Source organism: Niabella ginsenosidivorans (assembly GCF_001654455.1).
Taxonomy (GTDB): Bacteria; Bacteroidota; Bacteroidia; order Chitinophagales; family Chitinophagaceae; genus Niabella; species Niabella ginsenosidivorans.
The window spans coordinates 4,745,647-4,763,315 of the sequence record NZ_CP015772.1 but is presented as its reverse complement, the minus strand read 5'-3'; the positions used below and the strand labels follow the sequence as shown (position 1 = coordinate 4,763,315).

14 protein-coding genes are annotated in these 17,669 nt (G+C 43.9%); 9 read left to right on the top strand and 5 right to left on the bottom strand.

The window, feature by feature from the left end; translation table 11 throughout:
• Nucleotides 1-21: 21 nt before the first annotated feature.
• From A8C56_RS20190 to corA, 4 genes are read left to right on the top strand one after another with little or no spacing between them, the layout of a single operon-like run.
• On the top strand, nucleotides 22-885 hold the full coding sequence (locus tag A8C56_RS20190; RefSeq protein WP_067762332.1) for a sterol desaturase family protein: 864 nt from the start codon (nucleotides 22-24) through the stop codon (nucleotides 883-885).
• 27 nt (nucleotides 886-912) lie between these two features.
• A complete protein-coding gene (gene kdsB, locus A8C56_RS20185; RefSeq protein ID WP_067760119.1) occupies nucleotides 913-1,644 on the top strand; it encodes a 3-deoxy-manno-octulosonate cytidylyltransferase in 732 nt (243 codons plus the stop codon).
• Nucleotides 1,645-1,653: 9 nt separating this feature from the next.
• Nucleotides 1,654-2,088 carry a hypothetical protein gene (locus A8C56_RS20180; protein ID WP_245645614.1) on the top strand — a complete coding sequence of 145 codons (435 nt, stop codon included), beginning with the start codon at nucleotides 1,654-1,656 and terminating at the stop codon, nucleotides 2,086-2,088.
• Between the two features lie 57 nt (nucleotides 2,089-2,145).
• Entirely contained in the window at nucleotides 2,146-3,255 is a 1,110-nt protein-coding gene (gene corA, locus A8C56_RS20175; RefSeq protein WP_067760115.1) for a magnesium/cobalt transporter CorA, read from the top strand.
• Between the two features lie 3 nt (nucleotides 3,256-3,258).
• On the opposite strand, the gene A8C56_RS20170 is transcribed toward corA, so the two are convergent.
• The 3 genes from A8C56_RS20170 to A8C56_RS20160 all read right to left on the bottom strand — a co-directional run bounded on the left by A8C56_RS20170 (nucleotide 3,259) and on the right by A8C56_RS20160 (nucleotide 6,692).
• Nucleotides 3,259-3,765, bottom strand: coding sequence for a DUF2480 family protein (locus tag A8C56_RS20170; protein ID WP_084490306.1), 507 nt, complete (start codon nucleotides 3,763-3,765; stop codon nucleotides 3,259-3,261).
• A gap of 372 nt (nucleotides 3,766-4,137) precedes the next feature.
• On the bottom strand, nucleotides 4,138-4,752 hold the full coding sequence (locus tag A8C56_RS20165) for a response regulator (RefSeq protein WP_067760109.1): 615 nt from the start codon (nucleotides 4,750-4,752) through the stop codon (nucleotides 4,138-4,140).
• Nucleotides 4,752-6,692, bottom strand: coding sequence for a tetratricopeptide repeat-containing sensor histidine kinase (locus A8C56_RS20160; protein ID WP_067760107.1), 1,941 nt, complete (start codon nucleotides 6,690-6,692; stop codon nucleotides 4,752-4,754). Before A8C56_RS20160 ends, A8C56_RS20165 begins: the two co-directional genes overlap by 1 nt.
• 397 nt (nucleotides 6,693-7,089) lie before the next feature.
• Between A8C56_RS20160 and A8C56_RS20155 the strand changes: the two genes are divergently transcribed.
• Both A8C56_RS20155 and A8C56_RS20150 read left to right on the top strand, forming a co-directional pair.
• On the top strand, nucleotides 7,090-8,250 hold the full coding sequence (locus tag A8C56_RS20155) for a LamG domain-containing protein (protein ID WP_067760104.1): 1,161 nt from the start codon (nucleotides 7,090-7,092) through the stop codon (nucleotides 8,248-8,250).
• A gap of 19 nt (nucleotides 8,251-8,269) precedes the next feature.
• Entirely contained in the window at nucleotides 8,270-9,604 is a 1,335-nt protein-coding gene (locus A8C56_RS20150; RefSeq protein ID WP_067760101.1) for an IPT/TIG domain-containing protein, read from the top strand.
• 309 nt (nucleotides 9,605-9,913) lie between these two features.
• Here A8C56_RS20150 and A8C56_RS20145 read toward each other — a convergent pair whose 3' ends face one another.
• Together A8C56_RS20145 and A8C56_RS20140 are read right to left on the bottom strand one after the other, a co-directional pair.
• Nucleotides 9,914-12,052 (bottom strand): peptidylprolyl isomerase, encoded by a 2,139-nt coding sequence (locus A8C56_RS20145; RefSeq protein WP_067760098.1) that lies wholly within the window; start codon nucleotides 12,050-12,052, stop codon nucleotides 9,914-9,916.
• An 853-nt stretch (nucleotides 12,053-12,905) separates the two neighbouring features.
• Nucleotides 12,906-13,403, bottom strand: a complete 498-nt coding sequence (locus A8C56_RS20140; RefSeq protein WP_169818805.1) for a DinB family protein — start codon at nucleotides 13,401-13,403, stop codon at nucleotides 12,906-12,908.
• A 149-nt stretch (nucleotides 13,404-13,552) separates the two neighbouring features.
• Between A8C56_RS20140 and A8C56_RS20135 the strand changes: the two genes are divergently transcribed.
• From A8C56_RS20135 to A8C56_RS20125, 3 genes are read left to right on the top strand one after another with little or no spacing between them, the layout of a single operon-like run.
• Complete coding sequence (locus A8C56_RS20135; protein ID WP_157098042.1) at nucleotides 13,553-15,604, top strand: TonB-dependent receptor plug domain-containing protein; 2,052 nt, start codon at nucleotides 13,553-13,555, stop codon at nucleotides 15,602-15,604.
• Nucleotides 15,605-15,616: 12 nt separating this feature from the next.
• Entirely contained in the window at nucleotides 15,617-16,702 is a 1,086-nt protein-coding gene (locus A8C56_RS20130; RefSeq protein ID WP_067760090.1) for an HmuY family protein, read from the top strand.
• A 36-nt stretch (nucleotides 16,703-16,738) separates the two neighbouring features.
• On the top strand, nucleotides 16,739-17,641 hold the full coding sequence (locus A8C56_RS20125) for a DUF6607 family protein (RefSeq protein ID WP_067760088.1): 903 nt from the start codon (nucleotides 16,739-16,741) through the stop codon (nucleotides 17,639-17,641).
• Nucleotides 17,642-17,669 lie beyond the last annotated feature (28 nt).

Here is a 17,669-nt window from a genome sequence, read left to right as displayed (position 1 = left end):
TTCATTTTATATATCGTTGCCATGGATAAAGTAATTGCCTATTTTTCAACACTGGAACAACGTCCACTGGAGCGGATGGGACTACTGGTTGGCGGAATGCTGATCTTTTGGATACTGGAAGGGGTCATTCCACTGTATCATCTGAAATACCGGAAAACAAAATTTGCTCATGCGCTGGTAAATTTCGGTTTTACCGTCCTGCATCTGGTCATCCATACTGCATTGGCAGTGGTGATAGTAGTGCTGTCTGATTGGTGCCTTCATGCACAATTCGGGTTGGTATACTGGCTGCATGCCAGTGTAGCGGGCGCTGTGCTTATTGGTGTGCTGGCGTTGGATTTCAGCAGTTGGCTGGTACACTGGATAATGCACAAACAACCCTGGCTGTGGCGGTATCATTTAATACATCATAGTGATAATAAAGTGGATGTTACCACAGGCCTGAGGCATCATCCCGGCGATAGCCTGTTACGGGGCATCTTTTTTCTTTTATTGATTTTTGTTAGCGGCGCCCCTATGTACAGCGTCATGATCTATCAGACACTGGTAGTGGTTACCACCGCCTTTACACATGCCAACATCCGGCTTCATTCAAAGCTGGACAAAGCATTGAGCTATGTACTGGTTTCACCCAATATGCATAAAGTGCATCATCACTGGAAACAACCTTATACAGACAGTAACTATGGTGCCGTGTTTTCTATATGGGACCGGCTGCTGGGCACCTATAAAGAGCTGGATCCCTCAAAAATAAAATACGGGCTGGACCGGTATTATGATAACACCCGGGACGAAGACTTTTTAGCGTTGTTAAAAGATCCTTTTATTAAAAAAGAAACTGCAGAAACAGAGGTGCCCGGCAATGCCCGCAAAGGAATAGCTTAAACCAAAGGACTTTCCTACTTTTGAAAAATGAAAGAACAAAAAGTGATCGCAGTCATTCCCGCAAGATATGCTGCTACGCGGTTCCCGGCCAAACTGATGCAGCAATTAGGGCAGTACCCTGTGATTGTGCACACCTACAATGCCGTTGTAAAAAGCAACCTGTTTTCGGAGGTGTTTGTGGTAACGGACAGCGATATTATTTATAAAGAAATTATTCAACGGGGCGGCAAGGCTATCATGAGTATGGCCGCGCATGAAAGCGGAACGGACCGTATTGCGGAAGCGGTACGGGATATGGACGTGGATGTGATTGTGAATGTGCAGGGCGATGAGCCTTTTATGCAAACCGAACCGCTGCAAAAAATTGTAGCGCTTTTCCGGTCAGACGCTGTTCAGGTGGGTTCATTGATGCGGAAATTTGGCAGTGAAGAGGAGGCACAGAACCCGAATGCGGTAAAAGTGGTAACAGGTAAGAACGGGAAAGCCCTGTATTTCAGCCGAAGCATAATTCCTTATAACCGGGATCAGAAAGCCGGGGTGGCCTATTACCTGCATATTGGTGTTTATGCATTTAGAAAAGAAGCCTTGTTAAAGTTTACAACCTGGCCGCAAAGCATACTGGAGCAGACTGAAAAGCTGGAACAGCTGCGGTTTTTGGAAAACGGGGTGGATATCTATATGGCAACAACCACTTATCAGACAGTGGCGATCGATACTCCGGAAGACCTCGAAAAAGCCGCTGCTATCCTGAACCAATAAAAAGCTATTATGATTTTAAATGGAATTTTATTGATCTGCCTGGGTATTTTAGCCGTACCATCCCTGTTGCTTTCCCGTAAGCCGGAAGCAAAAGAGTTGCTGGATAAAATAACCCCCTATCAGGGCTGGATAGGGATCATGTTTTGTATAATTGGAATAATACGGGTCATCCGCTGTATCTTAAGCCTTGACCTGTTGGGCTTTTTCCCTGTTTATTGGTGCTTATGGCTGGCTACAGGGTTGGTAGCCGCAGCGCTGGGCTTTTTGCTGGGATATGGTTTTATTCAGCAATATGTGCTTTCAGAAAATAAAAAAGCAGCAGAAAAAGGGGCACAATTACTGGACCGGCTGCGCCCCAGGCAGGGCCGTTTGGGTATTGCGGCAATCATTATTGGTGTGCTGTACATTATTTCCGCAATAACGGGACCGGTTCCTGTGCTGTAAAATAAAGTGATACAAATCCGATACATTTGTGCAATAATATAAAATCACCATCCATACATGAAGGTTCGCCCGGATAAATACCTGAAGCTTTTTTTACCCAACCTGATGGACCTTTTCGGAACTGAAAGAACAAAAGAGATCTTATCGGTCAATCCAACAATTATTCCCAGGCGGGAAGAAGCTCAGAGGGTGGTAATAACGGCTTATTGCTATAACAAAGCATCCATAGAAGAGCTAAAGGATCTTTCGCTTGATGAGGCCCTGAACCTGAAAAAAAGCAATAAGATCGTATGGATCAATATAGACGGGTTGCGCAAAAGTGATGTGGAGGCCATTGGTAACCGGTTTGGCGTTCACCCGCTGTTGCAGGAAGATATTTTAAGCGTAGGCCAGCGCCCCAAAATGGATGAGATTGACGACATTCTTTTCTGTCTCATGGATATGTTGTATTATAATGAGCAGAAAAAATCGGTAGATTATGAACAGATAGCGCTGGTATTGGGTAAAAACTTTGTGATCACTTTCCAGGAGGATATTACGCGGGATGTTTTCAGCGCTTTGCGGGAACGGCTGAAGCTGCCCACCAGTAAAACCCGTACCAAAGAGGCAGATTACCTGTATTATACACTGCTGGATACCATTGTTGACCACTATTTTATTGTAATGGACAAGCTGGGCGATGAAATTGAAGACCTGGAGGAGGAGATTATAAAGAGCTCCGGTAAACGCACGCTTGCCTATATTAACTCTTTAAGAAAAGAGCTCATTATCTTGAAAAGAACCATTTACCCGGTGCGGGAAGTGATCAGCGGGATCATAAAAAGCGAAAACGACCTGCTGACCGAAAGCAATGAACGGTATTATAAAGATGTATACGATCATATTGTACAGGCCATTGACCTGGTAGATAACTATCGCGATGTACTGATGGGAATGCAGGATCTTTATCTCAGCAATGTGAATTTAAAAATGAACGAGGTCATGAAAGTAATGGCCATTGTTACCTGCCTGCTGGCTCCTGCTACGGTTATCGGAGGCATATTCGGGATGAATTTTAACGTGATCCCGCTCACCAGTCACCATTTTGGTTTCTGGATAGCGGTTGGCGCAATGATATTAATCCCCCTGTGGATGCTGTGGGTCTTTAAAAGAAAGGGCTGGTTTTAAATCTTATTTTCGCTTATATACCGGCACGGTGCTGCAAGGCTCACCGTACATCAGGCTTTTTACTACCGGCAACAGCTTCAGCGCTACCTGGGCATAGGCTTCTTCGGAAACGGGAATATCACCACAACCTTTTATCACTATACGTGCGTCCAGGAAAGCATTGACATCAAGCGCCTCAATTGCTTTCAGGAGTTGTTTGTTCTTTACGGTAGCTTCATCGCCCAGGTGCACAAAGGCGGCAACAGGCTGCAGGTAGCTCACAATCAGCATATAAGCCCAAAGGGGAATAATAGCGTCGGCCGTACAAACAATGCCCACCCCCTTATTTTTATAAACGGTCCAGTCCTGCTCTTTTAACGCCGCACGGAAGTCTTTCTCCTTCAGGATCATGCCCATAAACAGGTAATCCTTTATGTCAAAAAGCAATACGGGCTCCTGCGGGTAATAATCTTCCAGGTTCAGGGTAATGATACCGCTTTCCGCAACTTTGTTTCTGAATGTTGTTTCCATAATGATAAAAGATAAAACAAAGTTAGGAAGGCTTTGTTTTTAATTTTGCAAATTGCTGTAGGTCCGTATTGCGACATGCGCCCCATAAAATAATTTTATTCTTTTTCACTATTCTGTTGCCTGCTAAAATTAAAATGACTATATATAGCTCAATGTGGTATGCTGTTCAAAATCAGAGAGATATTCCTGCTTCAAAAACCGATGGCACACGATACCGTAAAGGAGCTCTGCCATATTTTATGGTTTTTACCGGACAGCAATAAATAAGTCATATTAAAGTAAACTACACAACAATACGAAAAATCGGAAGTATTAGGTTCCTTTTTTTTGAGCGTGTTGAAAAACTGCAATACAGGCAGGGGTAAAACATATTTATATCAATCCCGTCTTTATTGCCCTGCCAATAAGCGTAGCGGTGTTTTTTACATCAAATTTTTCCAGAAGGCTTCTGCGATGCGTGTTTACGGTGGGAATACTGATGAATAACTTTTCGGATATTTCCGCGTTGGTAAGCCCTTCGGCAATGAGGGCCAGAATTTCCTTTTCCCTTCGGGTAATAAGGGGAATATCTTTGACCGTTTCCTTCATGGAAAGCGCAGCTTCATGGCTTAAATAAGTTTTGCCTTTTATTACCGCCGCAATGGCTTCGAGCAATTCTTCTTTAGATGCGTTTTTGAGCACATACCCCGATGCGCCGTTTTCTATCATATTGCGGATAACTGCCTGCTGGTTAAATGTGCTGAGGCCCAATACAAATACTGAAGGATACAGCAGCTTTACTTCTTTGCACAGTTCCGTGCCGTTTTTATCGGGCAGGCTCACATCCATGAGTATAATATCCGGCTGCTGTTGTCTTAGAAAGCTGAGGCAGGACATGGCATTGGTGGCATGCCCCAGCCAGTCCATTTCCTTTTCATGCTGCAATAAAGAACGGATGCCTTCAATTACCATATAATGGTCATCTACTATAAAAATACTTACCGCCATCAGATATTAATTTCTATCATTACGGAGGTGCCGCTGTCGGGAGCAGATTGTATATCTAACTTACCCTGTAAAAAATTTACACGGCTCTGGATATTTTTCCAGCCTATGCCGCCCGTATCTGTCATTGCCCTGGTATCAAACCCGCTGCCGTTGTTCTCTACGGTTACGGCCAGCAATCGCTCCTGCCTGTGCAGGTGCAGTTGCACCAGCACATTATGAGCATTGGCGTGTTTAATGGCATTGTTTACCAGCTCCTGCACAATGCGATATATGGTAACGGATTGCGTTTGCCCCAGGACCGCGTCCTGCATGGCAACGGATTGATAGTTCACCGTTGTAACGCCGCTGCGGGTTATTTCATCGCAAAACTCTTTCAGCGCTGTATCCAATCCGTATTTTACCAGCATTTCGGGCATCATATTATGCGCCACACGGCGCATCTCCCTTATGGAGCTGTCCAGCATATCCATGCTGCGCTCAAAAGCCTGCGCATTGTCAGGCGTCATAATTAAATTCTCTTTCATATTGCTTAATGAAAATTTTATACCGCTCAACATGCCGCCCAGCCCGTCGTGCAGGTCTCTTGCGAGGCGCGTGCGCTCCTGTTCTTCCCCTAATAGTACAGCTTCGGTAGCAGTAAGCCTTTTTTCGGTTTCAAGCTCATCAATCTTTGCCTGTTGCAGTTTTTGCCTGTTGCGATGATTGCGGTAGCCCAGCAGCGATATAAGCAGTAGGGCCCCGGCCCCGACAAAAAGCAAATAATTGAGCATAGTTTTTTGCCTGAGTTGTGTTTGCTGCAATTTTATCTGTGCTTCCTTTTTCTCGGTTTCAAACTTCTTTTCTATTGAAATGGTTTTCTGTTGCAACTCGTCTCCTCTAATTTCGTTTTCTAACACCTGCATTTTGTCCCTTGTTTTTTCAGCTTCTATAATATCATGCTGTGCATAAAATATAGAAGACAAGACATGCATCGACTCATATTTATCATATTTTGTACCTAAACTATCGGCTAATTTTACGGAAGCGGCACAATATATTTTTGCCTTATTCAGCTCCTTTTTTAAAAGATAATAAAGCGCCATGCCTCTTGATGCTATTAACTGACCTTGCGGATCGCCTAATTGCTGTGATATTGCAAGCGCTTTTTCAAAGCAAGGCTTCATTTGGTCTGCATCATAGCGGTGAAAATAAATATTACCGATACCCAAAAGGCTGGCTGCTTCCCCCTGTGCATAATTTGTTTTTTGTGAAATGATCAACGCTTCTTTATAACAGCTCAGTGCAGAGTCGGGAAAATTATTGCCTTGATAACTATTAGCAAGGTTAAGCAGGCATCTACCTAAATCAATACTGTCTCCTGAAATTCTTAACTCTTTTACCGCTTTTTCTCCATATTGCAGCGCTTTTTTGTGCTGGTTCATATTTTGGTAAACAAGTTGCTCCATTTCATACATCCTGGCCAAAAGGTAGTTGTTACCCATATCTTCAAAATATTTTCCTGCAGTTTCGTAATAATAAATGGCACTATCGTATTCGCTTAAATAATTAAAACTATTACCAATATTGGCTGCTGTTTTAGCAATATATAATTTGTTATTTAATTCCCTTGCAATCTGAAAAGATTGTTTGTTTAATAATAATGCGCTATCGAATTTACCGGCCATATTAAGAATGGCCGTATAGTTTGAGATGTATTTTATAATACCTAATTTGTGGTGAAGGTGTTTGCTCAGATTGCCAGCCATTTGGTAATATTTCCCGGCGACTTGCGGATCATCCATTTCATATTGGTTGCCAATGTTTATATATAATAACACTTTTGCTGTATCATCTTTTGCGGCGGCCAATAGTTTCAGCAAGCTGTCTTTTTTTAATAATCCCTGTGCAACACAGGTCATAGTACTGAGACCAAGGAATACTATCAGCAAAATTTTTTTCATCTTCTAAAGTTATTGCAAATAAAAGCAGCAATAGCTATGCAGTCTATCATCTTTTTTAATGATTTTTTTTGACGCATCATAGCCCATGGTTTAAACCGCGGGCTATGATGTACGGGATTTTTGTAAAAAACGGGGTTAGTAATTTAAAAAATCATCTTTTTTAATGATTGACCGTCCCTCTGTGCAAAGCTACTTTTACACCTGAATTACCAAAACCATCAAAAGCAAATGAAACCAGCATGAGAAAAATTTTCATTTTTTCACATAGGGGTATGAAAATTTTTTGAATCAAAGGGTTCATTCAACCATTAAAAACTTAAAATATTTACGAATGAAATATGTCTTTAATTCTTTCGTCAAACCTTTAACTGTCAAATCTCAAAGTCATTATAAAGTAATGAAACGCATTTTTGCGCTGCTTTTTTTGGTGCTATCAGTGCAATCGTTACGGGCACAGGCTATTAACGACAGCCTGTTGCTTTATCTGCCCTTCAACGGTAATGCCAATGATGCAAGCGGCAATGACAACAACGGCATCGTACATAATGCTGCACTTACCGCTGATAGAAATAACACCGCAAATGCAGCGTATGATTTTAACGGTACGGGTGCTTATATAGAGATACCGGCAAGCCCTTCGCTCTCCAAAATTTATACGTCCGGAGAAGTAACGATTGCCGCCTGGATCAATATCCGCAACTGGTACAACAACTGGAATGTGTTTGCTGTTTTTGAACAATACGATCCAAATAACGACTGGGGTTCGGTGCTGCTGGAGGCCAACTGGGCCTCCGGAGGGATTTTGTTCGAGTCGGGCTACAATACCAATTACATCGGTTGTGATTATCCATGGAACTTCAACGAATGGCATCATCTTGCGGCAACATATAGCAAGCTCACGGACACTGCAAAATTTTATGTGGACGGCAACCTGATTGGTTCTAAAGAATACCACGAAGTCTTTAGCTCGGATACTGTAAATACCTATGCTATCGGGCGCAGCCTAAGTGGCCCCGACGAATACAGCGATGGCATGATAGACGAAGTGCGCATTTACAATCGTGCATTGAAGGATACTGAATTACAGGCATTGTCCCTTATTACCGGCGACAGCGGGCTACCTGTAACTTTTGGAAATGTTGCAGCAGTTATAAAAGGAAATGCTTTGCAGGTAAATTTTACCTGCCTTACAGAAAAAAATAACGACCGGTTTGTCATTGAGGCTTCATCAGATGGCAAACTGTTTAAAGAAATAGGAACGCTAAAATCCGGGACCGGCAATTCAGATACGCCCGTACAATACAGCTTCAGCCTTAATATGACCAGTTTGAGCGTTGCCGGTTTTGGCCTGCTGGCCATGCTGTTATTGCCGGTATGTAAAAGAAACCGTCATCTGCCTGCCGTGGTATTTTTTGTGAGCACGTTTATTTCCTGTACTAAAACTTCCGGCGAAATACAGCGTGGTATGCCCGGTAACATTTACATACGGATAGCGCAGGTAGATAAAGACGGAACAAAAGCATACAGTAAAATAATACAGGCCATAAAAGAACAATAAGTAAAAAAAAATCACATTTATGAAAACAATGAACCGCAGCATCCTTACCACCGCAGCTTATGCAGCATTTGCGCTGTACCTGTCTGTATTGGTTTCCTGCAAAAAAGACAATGGCATTACGGTAACGCCCATTACACCACCGGACACCACGCTCAGGATAAGCGCTCTTTCGACAACCACTTTGCATTATGGGGATACGCTTACCATTGAGGGCAGCAATTTTTCTGTCACAGCCGCCAACAATACCGTTACCATCAATGATGTGGCAGCTACCGTACAATCGGCTACGGCAGCGGAGTTGAAAGTAATCGTCCCGGCCGTAGGAGCTACCGGCGGTGAAGTGAAAATAAAAACAGGCAATCAAACCGCAAGTGGCGGCAACATTACCTATGTGCCCGATGTATATGTAGCAGGTTCTCAAAACAATGCTGCCCATGCTTTAGCCATCTATTGGAAAAACGGCGCTGCTGATACGCTAAGCACGGAGGAATCGGCTCTGACTTCCATTTGTATAACCGGCAATGATGTGTATGCAGCCGGAAGTGAAAGAATAAATAACTTACAATTGGCCAACTACTGGAAAAACGGCGTTAAAACCACGCTTGGCACAGGGGCATCAGTAGCCAATGCCATCGCTGTAAACGGAAACAATGTACACGTAGGTGGTTGGGAAGTAGTAAACGGGTTTGACATTCCGAGGTATTGGAAGAACGGAACAGGAATATCGGTAAATGTAAATGACCCCATTATATCACAAACAGTGCTTGGCAATGGCTCCTGCTATGGTATTTGTGTAAGTGCCAACAATATATATGCTGTTGGATATTATCGCAACTCACAGGGAAGGTTTTCGCCCTGGGAATTTATAAACGGGATAATACCGGCCAATACCATACCCAATAACGATAAGCATTGCTTTGCCAACGCTGTTTTCGTTAGCGGGAGCGATGAGTATGTGGCAGGCAGCCAAAATAATGCAACAACCGGGTTGGCCATGGCCACCATCTGGAAAGACGGGACGGCTACAACATTAACCGCAGGTACTGCTTCAGTAGGCGTTGCCACCGCTGTTTTTGTGGTGGGAAACGATGTATATGTGGCAGGATATGAACAGGAAGACTATTATCATAGCGGGCTGACTTTTGCTAAATACTGGAAGAACGGTGTGCCTGTAAAATTATCAACAGCATCTTCCGCTGCTACGGGCATTGCTGTTTTTGGTAATGATGTTTATGTATCAGGATGGGAAAACAACGGCACCTGCAAGGTAGCCAAATACTGGAAAAACGGTGTGCCGGTTAATTTAGGGAATGCTGTACTTAATTCGGCCGGCAATGCGATTGTTGTACGGTAAATTTTTAGGATAAAAACTATGAAATATTTATCCGGCCGATTCTCAGGGCTGCAAGTCCCGAAGTAGTATTCTTAACCTCAGGCTGCAATAGGATACAGGGGAACTAAAGGTTGCGAAGGAAGGCGGCTTTACGCTGCCATACCGCATTGCCGGTGCCTATTGAAAACGAGCTTAAAGCAAGGCTGGGGCAAGCATACTTTGAGCTGCCTGATTCTGAAAAGAAGCCCTTACTTCTACTCTGAAACCAGCATATAAAAAAACAGCCCGTCAAGAAGATGGACTGTTTTTTTATATACTGTTGTAATTCTATTAATAAAATTTGCTCCTGTAGTCTTTAATATCAGCAGCTTCCCGCAGCGCCTGTAGCGACTGGAACTGCGCCTGTTGTTTCGCCTGCATATAACGCATTTTACGTAATGCCTCAACATCTTGCGTTTCTGTTGGTGTGCTTATTAAATTATCCACTTTAATTACATAAACACCCTGTGTGCCGGCAATGGGCTCCGGAACCACCTTGTTCAGATTTTCCTTGTTAAAAGAAGCTCCGATCACTTTTGGCTCAAATCCCAGGGCTGTGGGTGTTTGGGCATTAAACCGGAGACTGTCTGCTGTTTCAACCTGCGTTTTCAGGGTAGCGGCAACGGCTTCCAGTGTGGTTACTTTCCCGATCCTGTCAGTAAGTATTTTTGCTTTTTTCTGGTTCACCAGCAAAGGTTCTACCATCATCCGTGCCTTGGCAGGGCTCATGGTTCCCTCCTCGTTAATTTCTGTAACCAGGCCAACCACGTAAAAAGAGCCTACACGGGTGGGCTGTATGACCTCGCCTACTTTTGCGTTATAAATGCTCTTTACAAAGTTCCTGGATGTGCCCAGCCCCTGTAATGTAGCGCCGGTAGGCGGAATATCAGATGCAACGGATTTATAAATTCCCTTTTCTGATTGCAGTTTGGCTGCAGCAGCGTTAAATGATTTCTGGTCAGTAGCCCGGGATGCAAATTTGGTAGCCGCCGCATTTGCTGCATTATCTGTTTCCTGGCTGGCTTCAATAGGCTTGGTTACATAGGCTATTTTGTAGCCGGTTCCGCTTCCTTTAGCTGCCAGCACCTCAATAATATGGTAACCATAGTCGGTTTTTACAATGCCCCTGCTTCCTACGGGATGGGTAAATATATAGTCATTAAAAGCAGGCATCATTTGACCGGAAGGTACATTGTCATAAGTACCTCTGTTTTGTGTTTTACCCGGGTCGTCTGAAAATTTAGCTACCAGTGTATCAAAGTTTCCACCCTTTTGTAAAACCTGGTACAGGCTGTCTGCCAGGTGATGTGCGGTTGCAGTATCCCTTATGGGGATCTGCTGGCCGGTTTGCGGATCCTGTTGTATTGTGCCCACTAAAATATGGCGTACCTTAACGGTATCCGGTATCGTTGCTGTGGCAACAATTTTTGCCAGTGCATAAGAATTGCCGTCAACATAAGGGCCATAAATATTCCCGGTGCCCACTTTTAATATAGAATCCTTCATCGGCACCTGTATACGGTTACTGTTGATAAAGCCGTCATAATAATTATTGATGCCCTGGCTTACCAGGAAATCTTTTACATTGTGCGTGCTGTCGAATGCCGGTTTTAATTCAAGGATCCGCTTTTTTGCTTCCATACTGTCTGCAGGGCTTGGGTCTGCGTTAAAGGCAACATAGGAAATGCTGCGGCTTTCTGTTTGCTTAAAATCTTTTTTATGCTTATCGATATATGCCTGTATATCGGCATCGGTTACTTTAACCGCAGAGTCAGAAATGCTGGTATACGGGGCCCTTACATAAGACACTTTTGACAGTAAGGCATCGTCTGCCTGCTGTTTCTGAAGCATCCATTTTGGAAAATTGATGCTGGTGGTCAGTAATGCATCAAATTTTTCCGCAGTACGCTGAAAGGCCAGCTGGTTCAGGAAAGCGCCCAGCTGTGCTTTTTGCTCCGCAGTTCCTTTGGATTTGATCTGGTTAATCTGCGCCTGGGCCGCGGCAGCATCAAACTGCCCGGTTTGAGGATTGGTAAAACCCTGTGCTATTTCCTGTGGCGGATTTGCACCAAACAGCAGGTCATTCAGTTCTTTACGGCCTACATCCAACCCCAGCTTCTTTGTTTCCTGATCCAGCAAAATGCGTGAAACCTCCTGGTTCCAGGCCTGCTCATTGGCCTGCTGGGCAGCGCCTTCACCACCACTCATTCCGCGGGCCTGCATCATCTGGGTGGTCTGATCAACCATATTGTTAAAATCCTGGAAGTCGATTTTTTCGCCGTTAACTTTTCCGATTGTTCTTACATCTCCGCTAAAAAGGCTTCCTCTGTTCTCAAAAGCAAGCATCACAACAAATATAACCAGGGCTATCCCGATGATAATCGCCATCACCTTGCCATACTTGTCCTGAATGTTCTGTATTACTGACATTGTTAATTAATATATAGTATTAAAAAGGTTGGCAAAAATAGCGTTTTTAAAGATATCAACAAACTGTGGAAAAAAGGGCGTAAACAGCCTGAAAACAAGCTGTCTGAATATTTTAAACCATTGATTTTGGTAATAAGGGGGTTGTTTTCCGGGCTATTGTCATTTTCCCCACAGGGGTGAAACTGTTACAAGCGGTTCAAACAGCATCCGGATTGGTAACAGGCCTGGTAAAATGTCACCCTGACGAAGGGACATAATAGCCATCGCTCAAGGCTTCGTTAACAGTTCGACAGGCTCCTGTCATTTTAAAGAATTTAAAAGCAACGCTTTATGATTGCCTGTTATTGACAAATGCTGTATTGTTTTGAGATCAACAATATATAGCTCCGTTATCTGATAGTCATCGGATTCGACCGCAGCATAGCGGAGCACCTGCCGGCCGGTAGCGGGGATGACGATTGAAAAAATTGTCACCCAATAAGCTTAAATGCAACGTCTTTATAATTGCCTGCCAATGACAGATTACATGATACGTTGAAAACCAATCCTGTTTTTGTCATGCTGTGCTCCTGACCAGATGACCCCGGTCGGACGGGTATTTCAGTATCTATGTTATAGTATCGCTCAACAGGCCCTGAAACAAAAACAGATTCCGGAACAGGTACAGGATGACATCTTCAGGGTAACCCCTAAGAAGGATTGTCATCGCCTCATCCGAACTTTCGGATGATTTTGTTTTTGCAAATGGAAAACTCAGGTGACGGCATGATTTTTCTTGTCAGGGCGCGCATGCACGAACCCTGATTCATTTTATTTGAAAAACGGGATAAAGAATTAAAAAACTGATCGTGGATTACGCCTGCAAAATTGCTTTATCGATCTTTTCTTTTTGCCACAGGTGGTGCCGTAAATGCATATCTGCAAATTGCAGCCATTCCGCGGCATTAAAATACTGAAAGCCGGGATGCAGTGTTTTGCCCTTTCTTATAGAGGCGTTTTTGAATAACTGGCATACTTTCTCCCGGATGCCGGTGAGCTGCCTGCGAAGCTGTTCTTTGCTTTCCGGTTGCTGAAGGTGAATGTCATTAAAAGGGTTTGCCAGTGGCTTGTTGGGGAAGCTGTTCACGGCAAACAGGGCGGCGGCTTCGGGCGTCATGGCACAGTCAGCATGCTCATCGGTTGCCATGGCTGCTTCCATTTGTTCTGTATAAAAGCGGGTATCGCTGATAAGATGCTGATAAACCTGGCCCAGCGACCAGCTGTCAGGTGCCGGCCGCTGTTGTAATTGCTGCAGGGTATAAGCATCCAGGTAGCCGATCCATTGGTCAACACTGTTGCAGAATCCGGTCAATAGCTCAGGCGTTGATAACATGGCACGAACCTACAAAATTCCGATCGTTTTATGGTGGCCTGGAATTTTTCCGGATCTCGAAACTTCTTTTCCCGATTCCGGAAATCAATACAGGCATATAAAGCCACCTTCGCGCATATTTGATTTTAATGGGTCCGGGTGATATTCTGAAATATAGCTGCTTGTTGCTGCTGGTATTCATAGCAGGCAATTCCTTCGCACAACCTGAAGGTAAAATGGTAGAAATGGACAGTGTGGTAGTCACTACCGGCCAATACCGGCCGCAGTCTTTAAAAAACTCTGTTTTTAATATAAAGGTCATTTCCGCGGATGAAATAAAAGCAAAAGCGCCTGTAAACCTGCTCCAGGTATTAAATACACAGGCGGGCATTCGCATCAGTAATGATAATACATTAGGCGTAGCAGATATAGAGCTGATGGGCATGAGCGGGCGTGGGGTAAAGATTTTACTGGATGGTGTACCCCTTACCGACCGTAATGATGCGCGCGAAAGCCTGGGCCAGATCGATGTGCAGAACATTGAGCGCATTGAAATTGTAGAAGGCCCTATGAGTGTTATTTACGGTTCTGATGCGTTGGCGGGCGTTATTAATATCATTACCAAGAGAGTTACGGGCAATCATTTCAGCGCAGGGGCCCGTGTGCAGGAGGAAACTGCCGGCGATGAATACAGTTTTCTGGGTAATAAAGGCGCACATCTGCAATCTTTAAATGCGGCTTTTGGTAAAAATGCGTTTTTCATTAATGGCGGATTTACGCATATGGATCATGAAGGGTTTGGAGGTGATGCCTACGGAAGAGCTAAAAGCTGGAAGCCAAAAGAACAGTATTTAGGAAACATGATAGCCGGCATCCGTACCGAAAAGAATACAGTGTATTACCGGCTGGATGGTTTAGATGAAACCATTACTTCAAAAGGGGAGATCAATATGGGTAATTATAAAGCTACCGATCAGTGTTATATTACACGCCGCTGGATGCACCAGTTGCAGGACGACTGGAGCATCAGTAATAAATGGCGCCTGAATACCGCTTTGTCTTATACGGATTACAGCCGCCGCACCAGAACTACAAGGCACGACTTTACAACGGGTACAGAAGAACTGACAACCGGCGCCGGTGAGCAGGACACGGCAAAATTCACCACCTTGTTCTTCAGAACACAGGTTTATTACAGGGCTAATGACCGGTTGTCTTTTCAGCCCGGCATTGAAATAAATCACAACGCAGCTTCCGGACAAAGAATAGACGGTTCGCCTACCATTAATGACCTTGCACTTTTTGCTTCGGCGGAATGGAAACCGGTAAGCTGGCTGATACTGCGCCCGGGACTAAGAGCTATAAAAAACTCGGTATATGATGCACCACCTGTTGTACCGGCATTAAATACAAAGATCAGTTTAACAGATGCTCTGGATCTAAGGCTGTCTTATGCAAAAGGCTACCGGGCACCTGCCCTGCGGGAACTATACTTTGATTTTGTGGATGCCAACCATTCCATTTTTGGTAATAAAGATCTGAAAGCGGAAACTTCCAACAGCTTCAACGGTTCCTTAAACTGGCAGTATAAAAATGACCGGATAAAAGCCACCAGTGTGCTGTGCGGGTTTTATAATGTGTTTGATGATCTGATCGATTATGCGGTAGACCCCTCTGATAATAAAACCACGCGCCTGTTTAATGTATCTAAATTTAAAACAACCGGTATTTCTTTTGAACAAAGTCTCCTGTACAACCAGTGGCAGGTAAATGCAGGTATATTATATGTAGGCCGGTACAATGATTTAAGCAATGAAGAAGGCCTGAACCGGGAGGTGCCCCGGTTCAACTGGTCGCCGGAAGTAACTGCCAATGTTTTTTATACCCTCCGTAAAATAAATACGGGCCTGGCGCTGCTATATAAGTTTACCGGTGTGCGCAATGGCTACCAGCTATCAGACAGTAACCCCGATGATGTAATGCTTACCAAAGTGAATGCCTACCATTGGATGGATTTTACCGCCACAAAAACCTTTCTTAAAACATTTACCGTACAGGCAGGGGTAAAAAATATTTTTAACATCAACAATATCAACAGCACTGCCACCAGTGGCGGTGTGCACAGCACCGGCGGACCGCTGCCCATCAGCTATGGCAGGTCTTACTTTTTGGGAATAGCCTATCAGTTTTTTAAAAAATAAACAACAAACAATATGAAGAAAATTTTAATGATTTCGGTAGCAGTAGCTGCATTGGCCTCTTGCAGTAAGGATAAGGACCCGCTGATTATTGTGCCGCCGTCGTCTGGTTCTCAAATGACGTTAAATGGGCTTGACGGATCAGAAGGTGGTGATGGCTCTAAAGCGGCAAATTCTGTATTTGTTGATTTTAGCGCAGACAAGCAATATACAGTTGCAAGAAAAAACTGGGATCTGGGATTTTATACAGGATCTGATTTCAGGGCTATTATTAATAATACTGCTGTTGCTTATGCAAAGGCAACTACAAAAACAGATTTGAACGCGGTTGGTAGCGCGGACACTGTTGGTCTAAAATTGGAATTTGACCAAAACGTTCCTACTGCTGCAGATTTTACTATGATGGATAATCTCAACGGAAATATTTCTCAAACATTAATCAGTGCGTCTGCCACAGAAACGGATAATAAGGTATTTATTTTAAACCGTGGTACTGGTGGCGGTATTGTCAGGTCACAAAATCAATATATGAAACTTAGAGTTTTGAGAAACAGTAACGGCTACACCTTGCAATATGCCCCATTGACCGCAAATACATATAATACTCTTTCGATTTCTAAAACCGGTGATGGAGATTTTGTTTACATATCTCTTGATAACGGAAATACTGTAAGTGGTTTTCCTGCTAAAATTGAATGGGATATAGAATGGACCTATTCGGCATACAAAACTAATTTTGGTGTAGATGTAATGTATCCTTTTTCCGATTTAGTAGCGCTGAATCAATTAAATGGTGTGCAGGCTTTTGAGCGGGTATATAGTGGAGATGCAGTTGCCAGCGACGCATTTACAAAGTTTAATAAAGACAGCGTAGCGAAATATACATTTTCTAGTGACAGATGGACAATTGGCTCTAATTGGCGTGCAACGGCTGGTACTCCTGCTGGTATAAAGCACGATAGATTTTATATTATTAAAGATGCATCCGGAAATTATTACAAGTTGAAATTTATTGCAATGGGGCCTGTTGGTTATCCCACTGTTGTTGATGACGGCGGCACCCGCGGCAAGCCCGAGATACAATACGAACTTATTAAGTAATTTTAAATTTAATCCCGAACTATCAAAAACGATTCAATGAATAAATTATTAGGTATAGCTATGGCTGCGATGCTCTCAGCTCCTGCCATGGCCCAAAACGGCAAAGAAAACATCGACAAGATCTGCGGTTGCTTTGAAGTAAGCTTTAAATATGCAGAAACCTTTGCCCCGGAAAAGGATTATAAATTCCACGACCGAGAGCAGATCATGGGCGTTACCGAGCTGGCCCTGCCGCTGGTAAATACGGATAAAAAAGTGGTGATCCAGCACCTGCTGGTAATGGGCAACGGTACCATTGTAAAACACTGGAGGGAAGACTGGACCTATGAAAACCCCGTGCAATGGGTGTATAAAGGCGATAAGGTTTGGGAAAAAGTAACCCTGCCTGCTGCTGATGTAAAAGGCAAATGGTCGCAGTCCGTATGGGAAGTAACCGATGCCCCCCGCTACCAGGGCAGCGCTCCCTGGCAACTGGTAAACGGCCACATGATCTGGGAAAATACAGCGGATGCCCCGCTGCCCCGGAGAGAATATACCCAACGCTCCGACTATAACATCCTGAACCGTACCAACCGCCTGGTAATTACGGATAAGGGATATGACCACAACCAGGAAAACAAAAAGATCATCCGCGCAAATGGAACAGATAAGCTGCTGGTGGAAGAACGGGGGCTGAATGGCTATGAAAGAGTGGATAAGGAAGATTGCGCCGCCGGCGAAAAATACTGGGAAGAATACAAAGGCTTTTGGCTGGCCCTGGAGCAGGAATGGGAAAAAGTGCTGAATGCCAAGGATCAAATTAAGCTGACGGAAAAAGTAGGCAATGAAGACCTGATGACCCAGCTGTTTTCTATGGCCGATGAATGGAAGGAAAAGAAGCTTACCGCCTCAGATGTCAATGCAAAAGTGGGCGCCGTGCTGGCAAAGCATATTCAATAGTTTTTTCTTCATGTATTGTATAAGTGCC